The sequence below is a fragment of the Mycolicibacterium smegmatis genome (genome assembly GCF_001457595.1).
Taxonomy (GTDB): Bacteria; Actinomycetota; Actinomycetes; order Mycobacteriales; family Mycobacteriaceae; genus Mycobacterium; species Mycobacterium smegmatis.
In genome coordinates this window covers 2,101,038-2,124,170 of sequence record NZ_LN831039.1, presented here as the reverse complement: position 1 = coordinate 2,124,170, position 23,133 = coordinate 2,101,038, and the positions used below count along the sequence as shown (strand labels likewise).

Here is a 23,133-nt window from a genome sequence, read left to right as displayed (position 1 = left end):
CTGAAAGCACAGATCCGCCGGGAGTCGCTGCAGCAGAGAGGAATTCGCCTGGAAAGCTCGGCGGCGCCCTGTACGGGGACGATGTCGGCGCTCCTACTTCCCAGTGCGGACCGCCTACGAACTACCGGCAACGCAGAACACATTGCCGGCCGGATCGGCCAAGACCACCCACGCGAAGTCTGCGCCGGCAGCGTGCCCGCCCACTTCGGTGGCACCGGCGGCGACGAGCCGGGCGGCGTCGCGCTCCCTGTCGTGGGAGTGCAGATCCAGATGCATCCGGTTCTTGCCCGGTGTCGGGTTAGGGACCTTCTGGAACCCCAGCCGCAGGCCCTGCGACGAGGTCACCACGACGAACTCGTCGGGCGCTGCGACAGTCATCTCACCGCCGATGGCGCCGGCCCACCACGCCGCCAGCTGCTCGGGGTCGGTGCAGTCGATGGTCACCATCGAGATCGTGAGGGGTGATTGGTCGGGCATTGGTCGTTCTCCGTTCGGGTTGTGATGTCGAGCCGGCCGCGGCTGCGGTCGACGTCATCGACGTGACGGGCTCCTGCGTGCGGGCTGCTGCCGCAGGCGCCGAGGTCTCGCGGGACTGCAGCGGTCGCGAGGCTCTCCAATGCCGTTTTTCAGCAATGGAATTCGATCCGCAATGACAGTCGCGCCTTCACACCAGACGCTGGCACATCGGCGGCGATGACGTAGCGATGCGGGCCGGGTGAGGTCAGCGATGCGAAACCAGTCGTGCTCGACACGTCGGGCCACTGCACACTGATGAGCAATGATCAATACCTGTGGATGAGCCTCGGTGTGGGGGCGTGAAGATGGGCGCACCTTCCCGGGGATGATCTTCACGGAATCAGGTATTCGATCAAGACCGGCGTTGGCGCGCTGGTTGGGAAGGTACGCCCATGCTCACCGTAGTTCACGACACCGAGGACGCCAACGACAAGGCCAGCGGTGCTGGTCGGTCGTTGTTGGATGAGATCGTCCGCGACGGGGCCCGGCAGATGCTGGCCGCGGCGTTGCAGGCCGAGGTCGCCGCCTACGTGGCGCAGTTCGCCGATCAACTCGACGAGAACGGTCACCGGTTGGTGGTGCGAAACGGCTATCACCAGCCCCGGGAGGTGCTGACCGCCGCCGGCGCGGTGCAGGTGAAAGCGCCGCGGGTCAACGACCGCCGTGTCGACCCCGACACCGGTGAACGCAAGCGGTTCTCCTCGGCGATCCTGCCGGCCTGGGCGCGCAAGTCGCCGCAGATGAGCGAGGTACTGCCGCTGCTGTACCTGCACGGCCTGTCGAGCAACGATTTCACCCCTGCCCTCGAGCAGTTCCTCGGCTCCGGCGCTGGGCTGTCGGCCAGCACGATCACCCGGCTCACGGCGCAGTGGCAAGACGAGGCCCGCGCGTTTGGGGCCCGCGACCTCTCGGCCACTGATTGCGTGTATCTGTGGGTCGACGGCATTCACCTCAAGGTGCGGCTGGACCAGGAAAAGCTCTGTCTGCTGGTGATGCTGGGCGTGCGTGCTGATGGCCGCAAGGAGCTCGTGGCGATCACCGACGGCTACCGCGAGTCGGCCGAGTCGTGGGCCGATCTGTTGCGCGACTGCAAGCGCCGCGGCATGACCGCCCCCGTACTCGCGATCGGCGATGGCGCGCTCGGGTTCTGGAAAGCAGTCCGCGAGGTTTTCCCGGCCACCAAAGAGCAGCGGTGCTGGTTTCATAAGCAGGCCAATGTTCTTGCTGCACTGCCGAAATCAGCGCACCCGTCGGCGCTGGCGGCGATCAAGGAGATCTACAACGCCGAGGATATCGACAAGGCCCAGATCGCGGTCAAGGCCTTCGAGGCCGACTTCGGCGCGAAGTATCCCAAGGCGGTCGCTAAGATCACCGACGACCTCGATGTGCTGCTGGAATTCTACAAGTATCCGGCCGAACATTGGATTCATCTGCGAACGACGAATCCGATCGAATCCACCTTTGCCACAGTGCGTTTGAGGACCAAGGTCACCAAGGGGCCCGGATCACGAGCGGCCGGACTAGCGATGGCCTACAAGCTCATCGACGCCGCCGCGGCCCGCTGGCGTGCCGTCAACGCCCCACACCTGGTCGCCCTGGTCCGCGCCGGCGCGGTCTTCCATAAAGGCAGACTGCTCGAACGACCCACCGACATCACCCCGCCAACATCGCCCTCAGACGGCGGTCAGCACGCCGGAACGGAGGTCGCCTGAAACACCCCGATCCACAGGTATTGACAATTCCTCCACACTGATCTGCTTTCCTCGGTGATACATCTGCAGCGTCACCGCCTTCAGAGTCAGCGTCGTATCATCGAATCCGACCTCGACACTGTCGGATCCTCGGTCACTCAGCGGACGTCGAGACGTCAGCACGTCGGAGCCCGTCCAGAAGAACAACGGTGCCGCTGCTGGTGTACGCGTGCAGAGTACGAGTCGCGTCTTCGGCAGCGCGAACAGCTGGTCATTGATGTCGATCGAGTCCACGTACTCCGCCTGCGGCGCTGCCACCGTTCCCGTCCGCCTGGTGGTGCGCAGCCTGCGAAGAAAGCGGATCCCGCCGCGACTCCCCCACCGCAATCCGCAGGAGGCGTCGTTTCCTGACTGATCCCGGCGCGCCGTTTACCAGCCCAGTTGGTGCCGGTCTGCTCACGTCGGTGCGCCATCGCAGCAACCAGCTCCGTGTTGGAGGGGACTGCCGGAGAGAGTCATGAATTCCCATCGAGTTTGTCTCGTGCAGTTTGGTGACAGTGCCCAGGGCTCTAGACGGCTGCGCCACCGTCGATGATCAGGTCCGAGCCGGTGAGGAAGGACGATTGTTCCGAGGCGAGGAACACTGCGCCGGCTGCGATCTCACTGGCCTCGCCCAGTCGTCCCATTGGTGTGGTGATGGTGCTGGCGCCGTCGTCGCCGAGTTCTTCCAGGACGTTGCTCATGCCGGGGGTGTTCACCGGCCCGGGGCACAGCGCCGAGACGCGGATGTTGCGCGGCGCAAGTTCGATCGCCCAGGAGCGGGCGAAGTTGCGGATCGCTGCCTTGGTGGCGGCGTACACGCTCATGCCTGGCTGGCCGTCGATGCCAGAGATCGACGACATCAGCACCACTGAGGCCCCGTCGGGCAGCAGCGGCAACGCCTTCTGCACGGTAAACACTAGGCCCTTGACGTTGTCGTCGAAGGTGGTGTCGTAGTGCTCTTCGGTGATATCGGCCAGGCCGATGGGGCGGCCGCTGCCGGCGTTGGCGACCAGCACGTCGAGGCGGCCGCTGCGATCGGTGATGGTCTTATACAACGCGTCCAGCGACGCCATGTCGGACACGTCGCCGACGATGCCGGTGACCTGGACGCCAGTGTCAGCCTTGATGTCGGCGACGGCGGCGTCGACGACCTCCTTACGGCGTCCGGTCAGATAGACCTGGGCGCCTTCGGAGGCGAAGCTGCGTGCGGTCGCCAAACCGATGCCGGCGCTTCCACCGGTGATCAATGCTACTTTGCCGTCGAGCTGTCCCATGGGTGTTCTCCTTGGTGTGTAGGGATGGCGGTGGGGTCGTTGCTGGGTCTCGTGGATATGGGCGTTGCTGCGGGGTGAGCAGCGGCGTCAGGTCAATCAGCTCAGATCGACGCGGTCGCCCAGGTGCTTGAGCAAGGGCGGGAGTGCCTCGTCGGCCACGCCGGCCAGCAGTGTTCGCGACACCCCGCTGTCGGCGAATCCCTGCAGCAGTGCCGTAATGCGTTCGAGCGCGGCAGTGTCACCGTGGGCGGCGGCGGTGAGTTCGGCAGGGTCGCCGGGGTAGGGCACGGTCACCTCGATGTCAGTGGGATCGCGATGCAACCGTTGGGCTTCGGAGTTCATGATGTCTAGCAGTGGGCTCAGTTGGTCGGGCTCGGTGATGCTGGGGAAGTAGCCGTCCCCGATCGCGGCTGCCCGGCGCGCGGATCGGTTCGAGCGGCCGCCGATGACGATCGGTACGGCGCCGCCGGCGGGTTGGGGCAGGCTGATCGCGTTGTCGAAATCGGTGTAGGTGTTGTGCACGCTGGCCTTGGTGTCACGCCACAGCGCGCGCATCGCCTCGATGTAGTCGTCGTGTCGGCGGCCGCGGTCGGCCCACGGCACGCCCACAGCGGCGAACTCTTCAGCCAGCCACCCCACCCCAACCCCAAGCAGCAGGCGACCGCCGCTGAGCACGTCGAGTGAGGCCGCCTGCTTGGCCAATACCACCGGGTTGCGTTGCGGCAGAATGATGACGCCAGTGCCGAGCTTGATCCGGTCGGTCACCGCGGCAGCGAAGGTGAGCCAGGTCAGGGGGTCGGCGATGTCGACCTCTTCGGCGCCGCCCATCATCTTGCCGGATTCGTGGTAAGGGTACTTGGTTTCGTATCCCGAGGGCATCACGACGTGATCGAGCGCCCATAGCGACTCCAGTCCCAGCTCCTCTGCCAGGACGGCGGTCGAGTGGGCTCGTTGTGGCGTTGTCCCTGCGCCGACGTTAATGCCGAACAGTCCGAGTTTCACGATGTCAATTCCATTGTTCGATTGGGTAGATGCCGGAGCGAAAGTGCATGCCGGGCCTGTTCACACCGATGTATTCGATGTCGAGTCGCACCTCGTGGGGCCGGCTATACCGGGGGCTGCACGGCTGAACCCGCAGCAATTCGGATCCTGCCAAGGTGTCGAAAGTGATTGCCTTAAACATGCTTTGCCCTCTCACCCGTCGGTTGGTGCCGAGACGCATCTCTGATCGACCAGCATGGTGTTTGTAACAGGTCCTGTTACAGGTAACATACGTAACAGGGTTAGTTACAGTCAAGTCGACGTCGTCGGCATCACGGGCGAAGGTCGGGAGGGGTGCAGCATGAGTGCGAACAGCAAGATGAGTCTGGCGGTGCACGTGTTGACGTGGATTGCCTTCGATCGTCGCGGCACCGACAAGGAGGTCGGTACCTCGCAGCGCATCGCGACCAGCGTGAACACCAACCCGGTGGTCATCCGCCGGTGCTTGAGCGACCTGCGGGTCGCTGGCCTGGTCGAGTCCAGCCGCAACGGCGGCTGGGCGTTGACCCGCGCTGCGTCGAAGATCACGCTGCTCGACGTCTACAACGCCGTCGGCGACGGTGAGGTCTTCGGCATGCACGCTTCACCCCCGGACGCGGAATGCTATGTGGGATACGGCATTCAACCCGTGCTGTCTCGGGTGTATGCACGCGCCACCGCTGCGCTGCGCAAGTCGCTGGCCACGACGTCCATCGCCGACGTCCTACGTGACACCATGGCCGAGTTCGAGGCCGGCAATCCCGTGGAGGCCCTTCGTGGCCCGTGACGACGCACCGGCATCTGAGAATCCGTTCGGCGACTTCCTGCGCGCGCAGCGGTCACGGATCAGCACCCACGACGTGGGCCTGCCATCAGTTGCGGGTAGGCGCGTGGTCGGTCTGCGGCGCGAGGAAGTTGCCGTGTTGTCCGGTGTGAGCGCGGACTATTACGCGCGGCTGGAGCAGGGCCGCGAACGCAGCCCGTCGGCTCAGGTCGTCGATGCGATCTGTCACGCCCTGCGGCTAGCCCCCGACGCGCGGGAGCACGCCTTCCGCCTAGCCAAGCTTTCCCCGACCGCGGCGCGCAGCGGTGACGCGGTGAGTCCGGAACTGCTGCAGACGATGGAGGCGTTCCCTCACGCGGCGGCCTACGTGACCAATCCGGCGTTTCGCGTGCTGATCGCCAACCCGGCAGCCACCGCCCTGATCACGCCCCTGCAGCAGCGGGACCCCAATGTGCTTGCCGCGCTGTTCCTCGATCCTGCCGCGCGCGAGTTCTACGTCAATTGGGACGAGGTATCCAAGGCGTCGGTCAGCGCGCTGCGCTTGGCCGAAGGCTTCACCCCGACCCACCCCGAAGTCACCGACCTGATCACCCGCCTGCGCCGAGGCAGCGCAGGCTTCCGAGGATTGTGGGACGACCACGCCGTCGCCGGCCTCACCGCGACGCGCAAGACCATCCGCCATCCCGAGGTCGGGATGCTGACGCTGAGCTACCAGACCTTCGATGTCCGTAGCTCGCCTGGCCAGCAGCTCACGGTGGCCACGGCAGCACCCGAATCGCCCAGCGCCGACGCCCTGGCACTTCTGGGGACACTGGAGGCCACCCGCCACCGCGAACGTCTCTAAACGCGTCGGCGGTGCGTTCCTGGGTGCAGCGCACCCAGGAAGACGTGCCCTTCCCCCGGCGTGGCTAGGCCGGTTCACTCGATGTCACCACCACTTCGAGAGAGGCAGACATCGATGACCATCGCCATCGTCACGGGAGGTAGCCGAGGCATCGGCGCCGCCACCGCACTGGCCTGCGCCCGCCGCGGCATGGGCGTCATCCTGACCTACAACAGCAATCCCGACTCCGCCGCCGGTGTCGTCGACCGCATGACCACCGCCGGCGCCACGGCGGTCGCGCTCGAACTCGACGTCGCCAACACCGCGTCATTCCCGGCATTCGCCACAACCGTCGGTGCCGCACTGGACGAGCGTTGGGGCCAAACAAATTTCGACTACCTGGTCAACAACGCCGGCTACGGCCTCTACAACCCCATCGCCACCGTGACCGAAGCCCAATTCGACGGGCTGTTCAACGTGCACCTCAAAGGACCGTTCTTCCTCACCCAGGCACTGCTGCCTTTGATGGCGGACGGTGGGCACATCGTGAACCTGACCAGCGCGACCACCCGGGTCGCCACCGCTGGGGTCGCCCCGTACGCCTCCTTCAAGGGTGGACTGGAAGTCCTCACCCGCTACATGGCCAAGGAATTCGGCGACCGCCGGATCAGAGCCAATTCCATATCCCCGGGCGCCATCCGCACCGAACTCGGCGGCGGCCTCAACGACGAGTTCGAAACCCTGCTCGCCGGTCAGACCGCCCTCGGACGTGTCGGTGAACCCGACGACGTCGCCGACACCATCGCCAGCCTGCTGGCTGATGACAACCGGTGGATCAACGCCCAGAACATCGAAGTCGCCGGCGGCTTCACCATCTAACCGGAGAAGAGCCCCACCACCATGCTGGACCACATCTTCCTGTCGGTGAGCGATCTCGATCGCTCCATCGCCTTCTACACCGCCACCCTGGCGCCGCTGGGCATCACCACCCGCCTGGACTACGACGGAAACGACGGCCCGCCAGGCCATCCCGACCTCAAAGGTTTCGGCGCCCACGGCCGGATGATCTTCTGGCTACGCGCCGGTGTCGCAGAGGGCCGGTCCACCCATGTCGGCTTCGTGGCCGACAGCACCGCCCAGGTCGACGGCACCTACCGCGCCGCCATCGCCGCCGGAGCCACCGACAACGGCGCGCCCGGGGCACGGCTGCACTACGACCCCCGTTACTACGCCGCCAATGTCCTCGACCCCGACGGCTACAGCCTCGAATTCGTCTACAAGAGTTGGCAGCACTGACCATGCCCACCCTGATGATCTACGGAGCCACCGGCTATACCGGGCGAATGGCCGCCGAACACGCCGCAGCAGCCGGACTCGATCTCGTCCTGGGCGGGCGAAACCGCACCCGCCTGGCAGCACTGGCCCATGAACTCGGGGCCGACCATCGAACGTTCGACCTCGATGACGACGCTGCCGTGGAGACTGCGCTGTCAGACATCACCGTCGTCCTCAACTGCGCCGGGCCGTTCATGCGAACCGCTAAACCACTCATGGAAGCTGCGATCCGCGCACACACCCACTACCTCGACGTTGCAGCCGAACTCGACAGCTACCACCTCGCTGAGAAACTCGATTCGACGGCCCGCGACGCCGGCGTCTTGTTGCTTCCCGGAAGTGGTGGCAGCGTGGCCATGCTCGGCTGCCTGGCCGGCCACGCCGCACAGCTTGTCAACAACCCCCAGCACGTGCACATCGCGCTGCATGTCGCCGGATCAATGTCACGGGGCTCTGCCCTCAGCGCGACCGAAAATCTCACTACCGACTGCCTACAACGACTCGACGGTCAACTGGTGCCCCGCAACCCCGACGACCGACGCGACTTCGACTTTGGGTGCGGACCGACATCATGCTCTGCGACAACACTCCCCGACCTAATGACTATCTGGCGGGCCACGGGCATCCCCAACATCGATACCTTCGTGTACGTCTCTGGACATGCCTTCCCGCAAGGTGACATAGCTACCCTTCCCGAAGGCCCCTCAGCCGAGCAGCGGACGGCCGACCGCTACCACGCCGCCGTGGAAGTCACCGGAGCGGACGGCGCGGTGGCGCGCTCGGTCCTCGACACGGTGAACGGCTACACCTTCACCCCCCTGGCCGCCGCCGAGGCCGCAGGACGAGTTCTCCGCGGTGAACATCAACCCGGATTCCACACTCCCGCAGCGTTGTTCGGCACTTCCTTTGCCGAGACCATCGCCGACACCCGAATCACGGACCTTCAAGCGGGCGCCTCGGTTCCCGCCCGATAGGCCGGCTGCCCACCGTACGGTCGCCACCAATGGGCTAATGATCAGCTTGCCAGCCGTATCGATGGCGGTGAGCACTGACGCAGTTCTCACTCAAATGTGCAATTGGACATTTGAGTGAGAAAAGGGCATCTAACTTGAGAAGCAACATTGCTCGCCGACCATGAAGCCTCGCGTCCTCAACTGCGACAGGTGCAGTTGTCGCGCGACCGAGATGGCTTCTGCCGGACCGCTCTGGCCGCGGACGGCAAACGCCAAGACCGGGGCGGTTCTCGTCACGTGCAGTTCGACTTTCCTATCGCGAACGCTGTACCCAGAACGGCAACTCGATCTCCCGGGATGAAACACCTGGGGCTATTACCACCCGGTCGAATGACCTAGCCATCGAAGTCCCACGAGAGCTTGTTTGCACCGCACCGACCAATGGCATAGATCCGAGACGGCCATGCAAGCCGCGCAATGAGCTTGCTTCGTTCCCAAATCCGTTCACAACGTTCACAAACAAAATGGCCGCCAGTTTGCACTGGCGGCCATTTCCAGTGGTCGAAGACCACTGACTTAGTAGCGGGGACAGGATTCGAACCTGCGACCTCTGGGTTATGAGCCCAGCGAGCTACCGAGCTGCTCCACCCCGCGTTGGTGAATACGAGGTTACCCGGGCCCTGCGCGCAGTTCCAAATCGTCTGGTCAACGGCGGTTTTTGCGGCGAACCACGCCGGGTTCAGGACACGAACCGCACCACCTGACCGCACCGGTACACCCCGGCGGGATCGTGGCGTTCGGCGAGCGCGGCAAGCCAGTGCAGGGTGTCCTCGTCGTACACCCGCGATGCACGGCCCGCGTCGTCGGACGGTGCGAAATTGGGGAGCTGCCCACCGGTCGACCACGGCGCCATCGCGTCGACGAGCGCCGCGCCGTGCGAGCGCACCACATCGGCCACCGGGGGCACCAGGACGCCGATGGCGGTGACGCCGAAGGCCGCGTCACGGTGGCAGAAGGCGCTGCGGTGCCGGGGCTCACGCGCCAGAGCCCCACCGAACAGCCGTATTTCGACGATCGTCTGCACGGGCGGGGTGTCGGGGCCTGCGGCCGCGAGCAGGACATCGACTGCCTCCGAGGGCAGTTCCCGCAGCAGGGTGTGGGTCTCGTTGCACGGCATGGGATCCACGGGATCCATGTGGACACCGCCGATGGCGGCGTAGGGGTGTACGGCGATGGTGTCGAGCACCGGCGTGGCCACCGCACGCATGGGCGCCAGCAGACGCTCGGCGCGGGCGAAATCGCCGATGGCGGTGTAGCGCACCGCGACCGTCAGCTTGCCCGCCAACGGCTCGGGTACCCCGGGAAGCGGCGGTAGGTTCTGCAGGGAAACGGACGTGTTGACGCTCTCGGGCAGTGTCACACACCAGGTCCGCCACGCATACAGCACGGATGAGGCGTCGGCACCGTCGAAAATGACCGCGCCGCCGTAGAACTCAGGGATGGGCGGCAGGTCGATCTCCACCGAGGTGACGATTCCCAAGGTCGCCTTGCCGCCACGCAGACCCCAGAACAGCTCGGCGTTCTCCTCCGGCGTCGCACGCAGCAACTCTCCTTTGCCGGTGACCAACTCGAAGGAGCGCACGTGGTCTGACGAGAGCCCCACGGTGCGCACCAGCGGGCCGACCCCGCCACCGGTGAGGTACCCGACGACACCCACGTTGGGTGACGATCCGCACAAGGGCGCCAGGCCATGCGGAGCGGCCGCATCGATGACGTGCTGCCATCTGGCGCCGGCCTGCACGCGGGCCGTGCGCGTCGACGGGTCGACCGTGCAACCGGTCATGCCCGAGGTGACGATCAGAATGGTGTCGTCGGTGACCTTCAGCGCGCCGTGGCCGGTGGCCTGCACGGTCACCCGCAGTCCCCGCGACGCCGCGTACCGCACGGTATTGGCGACGTCGTAGGCCGAGGTGGCCAGCACCACCGCGGCGGGCTTCACCTCCGCGGCGACATTCCAGGGCGTGGCGCGCTCGTACCCGGCTTCACCCGGCAGCGCCACAGGGGCCACGACATGTGCGCGCAGCCCGTCGAGGGCGTCGGCAAGGCCCTCGGTGCCGTTCGGGAGGTCGGTCAGGGTCATCGGAGTCCTTCCAGGGTTCACGAAAGTGTTGACGCGGTTGAGCCTGGATCAGCATCACCGCGACCACTTGGCAATCCCTTGGCGGCGAGACCAAGCTCGTGCCGAACCGGTAAAACGGCAGCTCAGGACAATGCACGGGCCTGCGCGGCGATCCCGTGCATGCCCATCGCCTCGGCGTCGGCGGCAAGCTTGGCGGCGGCTTGGCGCCGGGCCGCCCCGTCCTCGGCGAGCTCGCAGGCCAGCAGCGCACAGCGCAGCAGTGTGGGCCTGGCACCGGTACGACGCGCGACGTCCTCGGCTTTGGCCAGATCTTCGAGTGCCCGGGCGCGATCACCGCGCAGCGCGTGCAGTCTGGCGGTGGCGAGCGCCACCGGCCCGGCGTGCCCCACCTGTCCGATCACCGCGATGCGATCGGTGAACGGCTGCAGGACCGCCAGCAGCGGCTCGGCGTACTCGCCCAGCCCGTAGTCGACCGCCAGATGGGCCATCCAGGCCGCCTCGCCGAGGTTGGTCCAGATCTGTCCGCGGTCGGTGTTGACCCAGTTGTCCAATCGCGTGGCGGCCGCGGCGCGTGGGCCGCGCTCGATGGTCAGCAGGGCGACATGCACCATGGCCTCCATCCCCTGCCCGCCTCGCTCGACATCGGCAGGTGTGACCCCGAACCCGGCCGGGACGGGGCCGCCGATCTCACGCAGCAGGGTCACCTCGGCCAGCAGACCGCTTCCCGCGCCGTAGAGTTCGGTCTGCTCGTGCACGTGCGCCGCGATCGAGTGGTGGCGCTGCGCCTCGTCGAAGTCACCGCGCCACGTCGCCAATACCGCTTCCATCCACCGCAATTGGGCACGCAGAACCGGTAGCTGCAGCTCTTCGCTGCCCACCACCCCGGCCCTGAGGTGGCGCTCGGTCAGCTCGGTGTCGGCCAGCAGCATTGCCGACATCGTCGCCACCGAGTGGGCGATCACCGAATCCTCACGGGACCTGCTGTGCTGCAACACCTCAAGCCGCGCGACCCATTCGAAGATCTCGTGACTGCGTTCGTTGACACCCGAATAGGTGATGAGCCGGCCCATCAACACGTCGGCGAGCACATCGGGATCCTCGGTGCGTTCGGCGAGGCGCTCGGCGCGGTCGAGGTGGCCTGCGGCCACCCCGGGATCGGGGTGATAGCAGCACCCGACGCCCAGTGCTGCCAACACACGCGCTCCGGCCGCCGGGTGCTCGGCAGCCATCTCCGCGGCGCGCTGCAACAACGTCAGCAGTGCACCCGGATCATCGCCGGGGGCCAGCCACGGCCATCCACCACTGGACCGCAACAGCACGCTGGCGACCAGACCCGCGGTGTCGGCGCGTTCATTGCGCAATGCCTCGGTGAGGTGACGTTCGACGTAACCCAGCACCGTGCGGCCCCGCCCGGCGCGTGAATGTGCTTCCAGCATCGCCACAGTCAGCGCGTCGCGCTCGGTTTCACTGCGCGACGCGACCGGCACCCGGTCGTAGGCGTCGAGCGCGGCCTGCCACCATCCCGCCGCGATGTCCGAACTCCACCGTTGGGTGGCCGCCTCCGCGGCCAGACGGCACGCGGCGACCACCTCGACGGGGTCGACCAACGGTTGGGCCGCAACCAGATGCTGGGCCCGGCGGGTGATCGCGTCGTCGGACGGGTTGCCCGCCAACACCTCGGCCACCTGGGCATGCAGGCGCTGCCGACGCAGCGCGGGCAGGCCGGCCATCAGGTGGTCACGCAACAGTCCATGGGCGAACGTGTAGCCATCGCCGGTGTGCGCGTTGACCACGATGCGCTCGTCGGCCGCGGCATCCAGATGGTCTGCGAGCGTGTCGAAGTCGATCTTGGCGACCCGCGCCAGCACGGGAACCACGTCGGCGTCGATCGGGTCGCCGATCACCGCGGCGACCCGCAGTACCGCGAGCACCCCCGGATCGAGCCCGGCGAGGCGCCGGTCGAGCACCGATTTCACGGCCACGGGGATCTCACCGCGTTCGGCACGGGGCAGGCGCGCGTATTCGGATACGAAGAACGGGTTGCCACCGGTGCGTTCGGCCAGTATCTGTGCCTCGGCGTGGTCGACGACGTCCTCGGAAATCTGATTCGCCAGTGCCGCAACATCATCGGTCGACAACGACGAGAGCGCCAGGTGACGGTTGCCGTCGCCACGTGCGACGGTCGCCAGCAGACGCGCGACCTCGGCGGTGTGGTCGACGTCGCGTACGGTGAGCACGATCGCGACCGGATGGTCCCGCAGTGCGCCGGCGATGTAGGCGAGGCAACTGGCCGAGGTCGAATCCGCCCATTGCACATCATCGATCACCACGACCGCGGGCCGGCCCGTCGATTCCAGCAGGGCCTGCACACGCTCGTACACCTGGAAACGCGCGGTGTCAGGGTCGGCGTGGGGCGGCACCTCCAGCACCTCGTCGGCGTCGGCGCCCAACGCGCGCACGAGTTGTCGCATGGGCCACCACGGTGGCGTCGACCGTTCGTCCGGGCAGGACACCCACACGACCTCGGCGTCGCACCCGTCGGTGATCTCCTCGGCGAGCCTGGTCTTGCCGATACCTGGTGGCCCCGAGAGCACCAGCCACCGCGTCTCCCCCGCCGCCACGTCGGCCAGAAGGTCGGTGGCGACGGCGAGTTCACGCTTGCGCCCGATGAGCAAACCACGCTGGGCGCCCGGTTCGGGCACGGGCGGGTGCGGCGGGGCGGGGGTGTGCACCTCCTCGGCACCGGTCCACTCCGGGGACCTGGGCCACGCGGCGAGTTCGGGCGCCTGGCGCAGGATCGCGGTCTGCAACTCGCGCAGTTCGGCGCCCGGGACCAGTCCCAGTACGTTGTCGAGCATCTGCGCATGGCGGGTGTAGGCGTCAAGGGCCTCCGGGGCGCGGCCCGCGCGATACAGCGTCAGCATGTGCAACCAGCAGGCACGGTCGGAAAGCGGTTCGGCCGAACGCAGTTGCGTGACGGCGGCCAGCGCCGTCGAAACCCGCCCGAGGGCCAGCAGCGCGGTGATGCGGTGGTCCACGCACTCGCTGCGCAACTCGCCGGCGCGGGCGGCGTCCTCGTGGACCCACTGCTCGTCACGCAGGTCATCGAGGAACGGACCGCGCCACAGCGCGAGCGCCTCATCGGCGGCGGTCAGCGCATCGACCCAGCGCTGTTCCTCGACAGCCTGCGCGGCCTGCTGACAGCCTGCGGTGAACTGCGCCAGATCCACGGCGTCGGCGGGTGCGTCGAGGTAGTACCCGGGCGGCTGACGCACGATCGGCGACGCCACCTGCGCGGTGTCGGACCCGTCACGCAGCGCACGTCGCAGATTGGAGATGTAGGCCTGCAGGCTGGCGGTGGCGCTCGCCGGTGGATCATCACCCCACACTGCGTCAATCAGACGATCGACCGACACGACGCGGCCCTGTGCCAGCAACAGCATCGCCAGGACTGCCCGTTGTTTCGGGGCACCGATGTCGACCGGCGTGCCGGAATGCACCACCTGCAGTGGTCCGAGCAAGCGATAGTGCACCGACGCAGCTTAAATGCCCGTGCCCGCTACGACGAGCATTATCCTCGCGTCTCCTGCGGGGTGCACACGCCCTCGAAGTCGTTGCCTATCCGCGCAGCGACCCCTTCGGGATCGAGCCAACCGACCCCGTCGAAGAAGAACGTATTGTCCGGGTGATCACCCGAACTCTCGACGATGTCGGCCACGACCGAGGTCGATGGAAAACCTCCCGGAGTAGTCCCGACATCGAGGTGCAGCGTATCGACTGTGCGCCAATCGAAATCGGGCGGAGGAGCTTTCGTCACGGCCATCCCCGGAGGGTACGGACCGCCCACGGTGAACCGGTCAAACGACACCGTGCCGACCGTGGGGGTCAACACCAGATCCGGCCCACTCAGCCCGAACATGAGCTTCACCGACCACACCCCGACACAACCCGGCGGCACCCAGATCACCAGCTTGCCGTCGGTCTCCCGGGCACCGAACGCCGGACGCTTCACCGGGGCGAACTGCGCTTCCGGATTCCATCCGTCGTCATCGGTATCACACGCCACAAGGCCCACGGCCAGCACCAGTGCCGACAACACGGCCAGCCAGAACCTCACGCGTAACCCCCGTCCGACAAGCCGGCGTCGCGTTCCAGCGGATTCACACCCGTCCGCTTTTCGATGAGCGCGCCCAGCCCGTAATCCCTTGCCATCCGGACGAATCCCTTCTGCGCCCACTGCTGGGAATGACGCTCCTCGTGATGCAACAGACGATCCAGGTCGAGGCGGCCCTGGACCAACTGACCGTCGTCGCGCATGTACCAGTTGGAGCCTGATTCGATGATCGTTGTCAGCTGCTCTGCCGGATCCTCGGACCCGTCGATGTTGACCACGAACACGTCACCGTACGTCGTCCCGCCGTGGACACCGATCGTGTCCATCACCGGCCCTCCCAGCCCCATCAGCATGCCGTTGGGTGTCGTCGCCAATGATCCCCCGCCGCCCTTGTCGAAAATCTGGTCGTAACTCCAGGAGTTCGCGTTCTGCCGATCGATGATGCGCTGCACCTCGGCGGCCGAGTAGGGCGTTTCCTCGAAATCGTTCTGGACATCATCTGCGGTGCCCAATACTCCGTCACGTCCGGCCTCGGCGGCTTCGTAGTCGGTTCCGGCGTTGAGGATGTAGGTCATCACCACCGCTTTCTTCGCGTCTTCCTTGCTGGTGCCGGACGGCAGGATGAAGAACGATTTGCCGTCTTCGTCCTTGACCTCCTGCAGACCGTTGAGCACGTCGAACGATTGCGGCGTGATGTTGTGTGTGCGAGCGATGTCGACGATGGTCTGCGGCGCCACGCCGTTCTTGGACGCATTCTCAAGCCACTGGGCGTATCTGGATCCGGGTACCACCGGGCCGGTGAGGAGCCCGGCATCACGCAGCGCCTGCTCGTAATCACTCACCGGGGGATGCTCGCCGGCGTCGGGCAGCTCTGCTGTCCCGGCGAAATCGATCCGTTCGGCCGCCTCCTCATCACCGCGCTCGTAGCGGTCGGCGGCCACCCGCAGCTTCTGCGCGTACACCGTCACATCACTCCCCAGCTGCTTCGCCTGCTCGGTGAGGGCGAACCCGACTGTCCCGCACGCCGCGCCGACCGCCAGTGCGGGCATCGCCCCGGCCGCACCGGAAATGGCCGGTCCGGCCTGATTGCCGCTGACACCGCGGCCCGTTTCGTCGAACACCGACGCGGTGTCGCGCATGGTCTGCTCGTCGACGTCGAGAGTCGGGTCACCCATGTCCCACGAGCCCCTGCTGGATCCGGTTCATCTTGTCGGCCGTCGCCTTGTCCGCCGCGTCGAATTCGGCCAATACGGTCTGGATGGCGGTCTGCAGCGCCAGGCGCCGCATCCCCCATTTCATCGCCAGCACGGGATAGGCCGCGACAAGCAATTTCAGCCGCCAGCCCAGGGCGACACGGCCGTCGTCGGAGATGTCGAACAGGTCCGCCTCCGGACTCGAGACCAGCTGCGACAACCAGGTGCGGATGCCGTCGAGCGTTGCGCCACCGGAAGCCATCGCCGTCTGCAGGGACGTGAGCCGGTCGCGGTAGAGCTCCTGATCGCCGAACATCTCGTTGGCGTGTGTCTGTGCGGTGTCGGACGCACTGCCGCGCCAGTCCGAAGCCAACCTGGTCAGCTGCAAGCGCTCACGGGCGATCTGGTTGCCGAGGTCATTCGCCGCCGCGCCCACCTCGGCGGCGGCTGCTGCCAGTTGCGCAGGGCGGCTGGCGAGCACCTGCGAGATCGTCACTGCCATCAGCGACTCCCCCAATCCGCCCGTCAGTGAGTATCGGTCAATTCTCACCCACCGGAGGGCCCCGATGGCGCACCAATATCCGAGACGGGCGAACCCGTTTTGAGGGGCGAAAAGACACAAACCTGCCGCTTTTCGCGTGGAAAAGGGCAGGTTTGTGTCTTCTCGCGAGAAGAGCTACTTCGCGGAGTCGTACTTCTTCATCGCGTCGTTCAGACGCTGCAACGCCTGACCGTACTCGGCGAAGTCACCGCTGCGCTGGGCCTCCTGCGCGGCCGTGAGTGCCGACTCCAGGTCCTGCAGCGCTTCGGCCTTGGCCTGCGAGATCTGCACGGGCCCGGTCGGCGTTGCCGCCGACGGAGGCGGCGGAGCCTGCGCCGGACGGCCGTCGGCATTGGCGGCAGGCGGCGGTGACGCGGCAGGCTGCTGCCCGTTCGGTGTGGACTGCGCCGGCCTACCCTCTGCCGGTGCGACATCGGTGGCGGTGGCACCGGCGCCCGGACCGAACAGTTCGGTCAGGGCGTCGCTGACCGTCGGACCGTAACCGACGCGGTCGTTGTACAGCATCGCCACGCGGATGAGGCGCGGGTACGACGACGCGGCGTCGCTGGACCCCGGCGAGGCGTAAACCGGTGCGACGTAGAGCAGGCCACCGTCGGCCACCGGCAGCGTGAGCAGGTTGCCCCAGCGGATGCGGTTCTGGTTGTCACGACCGATCACACCCAGGTCCTGGCTGACCGCGGTGTCGGTACTGATCGCGTTGAACGCCAGCTTGGGACCGTTGACCTGACCGGGGATGGTCAGCACCGTGAGCTTGCCGTAGGTCTCGGGGTCCGAGCTCGCACTGACATAGGCCGCCAGGAAGTCGCGCTGGAAGCGGTTCAGCGCACTGGTCAGCTGGAACGACGCCGAGTTGTCGTTCTTCACAAGGTCTTTCGCGACGATGTAGTACGGCGGCTGGAAGCTGCTGGCCGTCGGGTTCGGATCCAGCGGCACGTCCCAGAAGTCCTGCGCCGAGAAGAACGTCACGGGGTTGTCCACGTGGTACTTGGCGAGCAGGGCCCGCTGCACCTTGAACAGGTCCTCGGGGTAACGCAGGTGCGCCTGCAGTTCCGGGGTGATGTCGGCTTTGGGCTTCACCGTTCCGGGGAACACGTCCATCCACGCCTTGAGCACGGGATCGTTCTCGTCCTGCGCGTACAGCGTGACCGTGCCGTCGTAGGCGTCGACGGTGGCCTTCACCGAGTTGCGGATGTAGGACACCTTCTTGTCCGGCGCCAACCGGTTGACGGCCACCTCGTTGGAGTCGGCGGTCGCGCTCGACAGCGTCGTCAACTCCGAGTACGGGTAGTTGTCCAGCGTGGTGTAGCCGTCGACGATCCACACCATTCGCTTGTTGACGATGGCCGGATACACGCTGGTGTCTGTGGTCAGCCACGGCGCGACGGCCTCGACGCGCTCGGCGGGGTCGCGATTGAACAGGATCTTGCTGTTCTCGCCGATCACGTTGGAGAACAGGAAGTTCCGCTCGGCGAACTTCGCGGCGAACACGCTGCGGTTGAGCCAGTTGCCGATCGGCACACCGCCCTTGCCGCCGTAGGTGTAGTTCTTGGTCTCGGTGTTGGTCTCGTAGTCGTACTCGCGGTCGGTGTCACCGGTCTTGCCGACGATCGCGTAGTCCGCGGGCGTGTTCGAGATGACCGGGCCGAAGTAGATGCGCGGCTGGTCCAGCGGGGCCGGTCCGGGCGAGATCACGCTGCCGTTCGCGCCGACCACGCTGGCGAGGAACTCGGGGTAACCACCGTTCTGGTTGGGGTCGTTGGCGACACCGCGCACGGTGTTGGCCGGTGAGGCGATGAACCCGTTGCCGTGGGTGTACACGGTGTGGCGGTTGATCCAGTCGCGCTGGTTGTCGATCAACCGGTCCGGGTTGAGTTCACGCGCGGCCACCACGTAATCGCGCAGGTTGCCGTCCGGGCCGATGTAGCGGTCGATGGACAGCTGATCCGGGAAGTAGTAGAAGTTCTTGCCCTGCTGGAACTGGGTGAACGCGGGGCTGACGATCGTGGGGTCGAGCAGTCGGATGTTCGACGTGGTCGCCCGGTCGGCGGCGACCTGAGCCGCGGTGGTCTGGCCGGTGTTCTCGTAGTTGCGGTAGGTCACCGTCTCATCGGTGAGCCCGTAGGCGTGCCGGGTCGCCTCGATACTGCGGCTGATGTACTCGGCTTCCTTCTGCGCGGCGTTGGGCTTGACGCTGAACTGCTCGACGATCAGCGGCCAACCCGCGCCCACCACCAGCGAGCTGAGCAGCAGCAACGCCACGCCGATGGCCGGAATGCGCAAGTCCCGCAGCACGAGTGCGGAGAACACGGCCACGGCGCAGATCACCGCGATCGCGAGCATGATCAGCTTGGCCGGCAGTACGGCGTTGATGTCGGTGTAGCCCGCGCCCGTGAACGGCTTGGCCGAGCGATCGTTGCTGAGCAGTTCGTAGCGGTCCAGCCAGTACGCGAACGCCTTGAGCACGATGAGCGTGCCCGCGAGGCTGATCAACTGGATGCGCGCGGCGCGGCTGAGCGCGCCGACCCGCCCGGTCAGACGGATACCGCCGAAAAGGTAGTGCCCCAACAGGTTCGCGACGAACGCCAGGAACGTCGCCACGAACAGGTACGTCAGCACCAGACGGTAGAACGGCAGATCGAACGCGTAGAACCCGAGGTCCTTGCCGAATTCGGGGTCGGTGATACCGAAATCGCCGCCGTGCAGGAACAACTGGATCTTCACCCAGTAGCTCTGCGCGACGATGCCTGCCAGCAGCCCGATGAACACCGGGACGCCGATACCGAACAGCCGCAGGCGCGCCATCACCGTCGTGCGGTAGCGCGCCACCGGGTCGTTGGGGCCGGCGGTCGGCACGAACACCGGCCGGGTCCGGTACGCCAGTGCCAGACCGGCGAACACGATGGCTCCGATCGCCAGCGCCACGACCACGAACACGATCAGGCGGGTGGCCAGCACCGTGGTGAACACCGAGCGGTAGCCGAGTTCGCCGAACCACAGCCAGTCGACGTAGGTGTCGATCAGCCGCGGCCCGAGCAGCAACAGCAACACCGCCACCAGCGCGAAAGCAATCAAGACCCGACTACGTCGCGTCAGCTTCGGCATCCTTGCCGTCGGCCGCATACCCACTCGTCAACTCCAGTCTCAGGTTCGGCGATTTTCGGGGCTGCCCAGGTGTGACGCCCGATTTCGTACAACTCTAGTCATTGGGCTGTGATCGGCGGCTCAGCACCGTGGAGGTTCGCCACCAGCGGAAATCGTCTTGAGCGCGTCGACGGCCCCTTCAAGGGTCTCGACCTTCACCAGCTCGAGGCCGTCCCGCGGCGCCGAGCGGGCCTCGGTGCAGTTGTCGGCGGGCACCAGGAACACCTCGGCTCCGGCCTCGCTGGCCGCCAGCATCTTGTGGGTGATGCCGCCGATGGAGCCGACCTTGCCGTCACCGCTGATGGTGCCGGTGCCCGCGATGAACTTGCCGTCGTTGAGATCGCCGGTGGTCAGTTTGTCGACGACGGCGAGGCTGAACATCAGGCCCGCCGACGGGCCGCCGATGTTGGCGAGGTTGAACTCGATGTCGAACGGCGCCCACGGCGCGTCGAGCACCGCGATGCCCAGATAGCCGTAGTCGCGGTCAGGGTTGTCGCCGAGGGTGATGGTGGCCTCCCCCGGCGGGGCGTTCTTGCGGCGGTAGTCGATGACGAGCTTGTCGCCGGGCTTGGTCTCCTTGAGCAGCGCCTGGAACTCGTCGAGGTTGGCCACGGGCTTGCCGTTGACGCCGTCGATGGCGTCGCCGTCCTGCAGCTTGCCCGCCGACGGGCCGGGGTCGGTGACGTTCTGCACCGTCACCGCCATGGGGTACTTGAGAAAGGACAGCGCGGCGTACTCGGCACTGTCCTCGGAGTTCTTGAAGTCGGCGGTGTTCGCCTCGTCGATTTCGTCCTTGGACTTGTCCGGCGGGTACACCAGGTCGCGCGGCACGAGCTGTTCGCGGCCGGACATCCACAGCGTGATCGCCTGGCCCAGGGTCAGGCCGTCGCGCTGGGACACCGTGGTCATGTTGAGATGCCCCGACGTGGGGTGGACCGTCGCATCGGGCCCCTCGATGTCGACGACCTGTTTGCCGTCGATCTCGCCGAGGGTGTTGAACGTCGGACCGGGGCCCAGGGAAACGAAGGGCACCTGCACCACCGACAGCAGCACGCCGAACGCCACGACCGGCACCAACGCAACCAGCAGCGTCAAAATCCGCCTGTTCACGCCGTTCACAGTAAGGCCTGCGCCGCAATGGTGGCTGACCGTGCTCCTCACGGTGTTCACTGACAGCGTGACCCGCCCCCGTACGCGGCTTCGATGTCATGAGTACGGTTGCAGGTATGGCTGACCTGCCCTTCGGCTTCTCCGCCGGGGACGACCCGGACCGAGACAAGAACAAGAAGGACCCGGACTCCGGTTCCGGCTCCGGCAACCCCGGGTCGGACCCGTTCGGCTTGGGCATGGGCGGAGCCGGCTTCGACATGGGCGACCTCGGGCAGATCTTCACCAAGCTCGGTGAGATGTTCAGCGGAGCCGGCAGTGCGATGGCCGGCGGCAAACAGTCCGGCCCCGTCAACTACGACCTGGCCCGCCAACTCGCCAACAGCTCGATCGGGTTCGTCGCACCGGTGCCCGAGAAGACCGCGGGTGCGGTGGCCGACGCCGTCCGGCTCGCCGAGACGTGGCTGGACGGTGTGACCCCGCTGCCCGCCGGGACCACCCGCACCGTGGCCTGGACGCCCAGCGATTGGCTGGACAACACCATGGAGACCTGGAAGCGGTTGTGCGACCCGGTCGCCGAGCAGGTGTCGACGATGTGGACCGCGGCGCTGCCCGAAGAGGCCAAGGCCATGGCGGGCCCGCTGCTGGCGATGATGTCGCAGATGGGCGGCATGGCGTTCGGCTCACAGCTGGGTCAGGCGCTGGGCAAGCTCTCGCGAGAGGTGCTGACCTCCACCGACATCGGGCTTCCGTTGGGCCCCAAGGGCGTCGCGGCGCTGCTGCCGGAGGCCATCGAGGCGTTCGCCGAGGGACTCGAGCGTCCCCGCAGCGAGATCCTGACGTTCCTCGCGGCGCGCGAGGCCGCACACCACCGCCTGTTCAGCCACGTCCCGTGGCTGTCGAGCCAGCTGCTGGGTGCGGTCGAGGCCTTCGCCAAAGGCATGAAGGTCGACATGTCCGGCATCGAGGACTTCGCACGCGGCTTCAACCCGGCGTCGCTGAGCGACCCGTCGGAGATGGAGCAGCTGCTCAACCAGGGCATCTTCGAACCCAAGGCCACCCCGGAGCAGGAGGCCGCGCTCGAACGCCTCGAGACGCTGCTGGCGCTCGTCGAGGGCTGGGTGCAGACCGTCGTCTCCGGCGCGCTGGGTGAGCGCATTCCCGGGACGTCGGCGATGGCCGAGACCATGCGTCGCCGGCGCGCCACCGGCGGACCGGCCGAGCAGACCTTCGCCACGCTCGTCGGGCTGGAACTGCGTCCCCGCAAGATGCGCGAGGCCGCCGTGCTGTGGGAGCGGCTGACCGAGGCCGTCGGCGCCGACGCGCGTGACAGCGTGTGGCAGCACCCGGACCTGCTGCCCAGCGCGTCCGATCTCGACGAGCCGGCCGGGTTCATCGACCGCATGATCGGCGGCGACACGAGCGGGATCGACGACGCCATCGACCAGGCGATCGCCGACCTGCAGAAGAACGACCCGCCGCAAGAGGGCGACAGCGGCACCGAGGGCGCCGGGGACGACAAGTCCTGATCACTTGCCTGTGGATAACTGAGATCCGAGGCCTTCGAACCGTGGCAGGGTCGATCAATGACCGCACGGTTCACGCTCACTCCCGATCGTCCGGTGCTGCTGCGGCCCGACGGCGCGGTGCAGATCGGGTGGGATCCGCGCACCGCGGTCCGTGTGCGGCCACCCGACGGGATGACGCCCACCCAGCTGACCGATCTGCTGCACGCCCTGCAGACCGGTCGCAGCATCGAGCAACTGCGCTCGGCCACCGAGCAATTCGGGGACCCGGCACTTGTCGATGACGTCCTCGCCGCCTTGGACTCCGCCGGGGTCCTGGTGCGCCGATCGGGCAGGCCCGCGCGTACCGCGACCATCCGCATCCACGGACGCGGACCGCTGTCGGAACTGCTGGCCGGCTCCCTGCGCCGCTCGGGTGCGCGGCTTCAGCACACCGCCGAGTCCTACGCGACCCCGCGACCCGGCACCGACCTGGTGGTGCTGGCCGACGAGCTGGTCACCGAACCCCGCATCGTGCGGGAACTGCACCGCGGCCGCATCGCACACCTACCGGTGCGCGTGCGCGACGGGACCGGACTGGTGGGCCCGCTGGTGATCCCGGGCGTCACCAGCTGTCTGCACTGCGCCGACCTGCACCGTGCCGACCGTGATGCCGCGTGGCCCGCGCTCGCGGCGCAGCTACGCGGGACCGTCGGCAGCGCCAGCCGCGCCACCATCCTGGCCACCGCAGCGCTCGCGCTGCGGCAGGTCGAGCTGGTGATCCGCGCGGTCAACGGCACCGCCGGGCCAGACGATCCCCCGGAGCCGCCCGCGACCCTGGACACCACGCTCGAACTGACCGCCGACGGCTACTCGATGAGCTTCCGCCGCTGGTCACGGCACCCGGATTGCCAATGTTGAAAACAAGTGTTG

General features: G+C 66.8%; 19 protein-coding genes and 1 tRNA gene. 8 read left to right on the top strand and 12 right to left on the bottom strand.

Features of this window, described 5'->3' with window-relative positions:
* Positions 1-114: 114 nt before the first annotated feature.
* Positions 115-477, bottom strand: coding sequence for a VOC family protein (locus AT701_RS10075; RefSeq protein WP_058125758.1), 363 nt, complete (start codon positions 475-477; stop codon positions 115-117).
* Between the two features lie 431 nt (positions 478-908).
* On the opposite strand from AT701_RS10075, the gene AT701_RS10070 reads away from it, so the two are divergent.
* A complete protein-coding gene (locus tag AT701_RS10070; protein WP_058125757.1) occupies positions 909-2,228 on the top strand; it encodes an IS256 family transposase in 1,320 nt (439 codons plus the stop codon).
* On the opposite strand, the gene AT701_RS10065 is transcribed toward AT701_RS10070, so the two are convergent.
* The 3 genes from AT701_RS10065 to AT701_RS10055 all read right to left on the bottom strand — a co-directional run bounded on the left by AT701_RS10065 (position 2,190) and on the right by AT701_RS10055 (position 4,525).
* The gene (locus AT701_RS10065; RefSeq protein WP_157892532.1) at positions 2,190-2,501 is read right to left on the bottom strand and encodes a hypothetical protein; all 312 of its coding nucleotides are present in this window, start codon (positions 2,499-2,501) and stop codon (positions 2,190-2,192) included. The genes AT701_RS10070 and AT701_RS10065 overlap by 39 nt on opposite strands.
* A 275-nt stretch (positions 2,502-2,776) precedes the next feature.
* On the bottom strand, positions 2,777-3,523 hold the full coding sequence (locus AT701_RS10060) for an SDR family NAD(P)-dependent oxidoreductase (RefSeq protein WP_058125755.1): 747 nt from the start codon (positions 3,521-3,523) through the stop codon (positions 2,777-2,779).
* 96 nt (positions 3,524-3,619) lie between these two features.
* Positions 3,620-4,525 carry an LLM class F420-dependent oxidoreductase gene (locus AT701_RS10055; RefSeq protein ID WP_058125754.1) on the bottom strand — a complete coding sequence of 302 codons (906 nt, stop codon included), beginning with the start codon at positions 4,523-4,525 and terminating at the stop codon, positions 3,620-3,622.
* Between the two features lie 340 nt (positions 4,526-4,865).
* Here AT701_RS10055 and AT701_RS35670 point away from each other — a divergent pair, with 340 nt between their 5' ends.
* From AT701_RS35670 to AT701_RS10030, 5 genes are all read left to right on the top strand, one after another.
* Positions 4,866-5,330, top strand: coding sequence for an Rrf2 family transcriptional regulator (locus AT701_RS35670; protein ID WP_058125753.1), 465 nt, complete (start codon positions 4,866-4,868; stop codon positions 5,328-5,330).
* Positions 5,320-6,171: a helix-turn-helix transcriptional regulator gene (locus AT701_RS10045; RefSeq protein ID WP_058125752.1), complete on the top strand. Its 852-nt coding sequence runs from the start codon at positions 5,320-5,322 to the stop codon at positions 6,169-6,171. The genes AT701_RS35670 and AT701_RS10045 overlap by 11 nt, the downstream gene beginning before the upstream one ends.
* Positions 6,172-6,285: 114 nt before the next feature.
* The gene (locus AT701_RS10040; RefSeq protein WP_058125751.1) at positions 6,286-7,029 is read left to right on the top strand and encodes an SDR family NAD(P)-dependent oxidoreductase; all 744 of its coding nucleotides are present in this window, start codon (positions 6,286-6,288) and stop codon (positions 7,027-7,029) included.
* Positions 7,030-7,074: 45 nt separating this feature from the next.
* The gene (locus AT701_RS10035) at positions 7,075-7,446 is read left to right on the top strand and encodes a VOC family protein (protein ID WP_233032063.1); all 372 of its coding nucleotides are present in this window, start codon (positions 7,075-7,077) and stop codon (positions 7,444-7,446) included.
* Positions 7,434-8,459, top strand: coding sequence for a saccharopine dehydrogenase family protein (locus AT701_RS10030; RefSeq protein WP_223495485.1), 1,026 nt, complete (start codon positions 7,434-7,436; stop codon positions 8,457-8,459). The genes AT701_RS10035 and AT701_RS10030 overlap by 13 nt, the downstream gene beginning before the upstream one ends.
* A gap of 559 nt (positions 8,460-9,018) precedes the next feature.
* Here the strand turns inward: AT701_RS10030 and AT701_RS10025 are convergent.
* The 8 genes from AT701_RS10025 to AT701_RS09990 all read right to left on the bottom strand — a co-directional run bounded on the left by AT701_RS10025 (position 9,019) and on the right by AT701_RS09990 (position 20,698).
* Positions 9,019-9,092: transfer RNA gene (locus AT701_RS10025), tRNA-Met, on the bottom strand.
* An 85-nt stretch (positions 9,093-9,177) separates the two neighbouring features.
* Positions 9,178-10,578, bottom strand: a complete 1,401-nt coding sequence (locus AT701_RS10020; RefSeq protein ID WP_058125748.1) for an FAD-binding oxidoreductase — start codon at positions 10,576-10,578, stop codon at positions 9,178-9,180.
* Between the two features lie 122 nt (positions 10,579-10,700).
* Positions 10,701-14,111: an ATP-binding protein gene (locus AT701_RS10015; RefSeq protein WP_223495482.1), complete on the bottom strand. Its 3,411-nt coding sequence runs from the start codon at positions 14,109-14,111 to the stop codon at positions 10,701-10,703.
* Between the two features lie 38 nt (positions 14,112-14,149).
* On the bottom strand, positions 14,150-14,695 hold the full coding sequence (locus AT701_RS10010) for a hypothetical protein (protein ID WP_011728046.1): 546 nt from the start codon (positions 14,693-14,695) through the stop codon (positions 14,150-14,152).
* Positions 14,692-15,867, bottom strand: a complete 1,176-nt coding sequence (locus AT701_RS10005) for a type VII secretion target (protein ID WP_011728045.1) — start codon at positions 15,865-15,867, stop codon at positions 14,692-14,694. Before AT701_RS10005 ends, AT701_RS10010 begins: the two co-directional genes overlap by 4 nt.
* Entirely contained in the window at positions 15,860-16,387 is a 528-nt protein-coding gene (locus AT701_RS10000) for a WXG100 family type VII secretion target (protein ID WP_058125747.1), read from the bottom strand. The genes AT701_RS10005 and AT701_RS10000 overlap by 8 nt, the downstream gene beginning before the upstream one ends.
* 174 nt (positions 16,388-16,561) lie before the next feature.
* Positions 16,562-19,573: a UPF0182 family protein gene (locus AT701_RS09995; RefSeq protein WP_011728043.1), complete on the bottom strand. Its 3,012-nt coding sequence runs from the start codon at positions 19,571-19,573 to the stop codon at positions 16,562-16,564.
* A 96-nt stretch (positions 19,574-19,669) separates the two neighbouring features.
* Positions 19,670-20,698 (bottom strand): YlbL family protein, encoded by a 1,029-nt coding sequence (locus AT701_RS09990; protein ID WP_003893338.1) that lies wholly within the window; start codon positions 20,696-20,698, stop codon positions 19,670-19,672.
* Between the two features lie 116 nt (positions 20,699-20,814).
* On the opposite strand from AT701_RS09990, the gene AT701_RS09985 reads away from it, so the two are divergent.
* Complete coding sequence (locus AT701_RS09985; RefSeq protein ID WP_011728041.1) at positions 20,815-22,224, top strand: zinc-dependent metalloprotease; 1,410 nt, start codon at positions 20,815-20,817, stop codon at positions 22,222-22,224.
* 57 nt (positions 22,225-22,281) lie between these two features.
* Positions 22,282-23,121 carry a bacteriocin biosynthesis cyclodehydratase domain-containing protein gene (locus AT701_RS09980; protein ID WP_058125746.1) on the top strand — a complete coding sequence of 280 codons (840 nt, stop codon included), beginning with the start codon at positions 22,282-22,284 and terminating at the stop codon, positions 23,119-23,121.
* Positions 23,122-23,133: the final 12 nt, after the last annotated feature.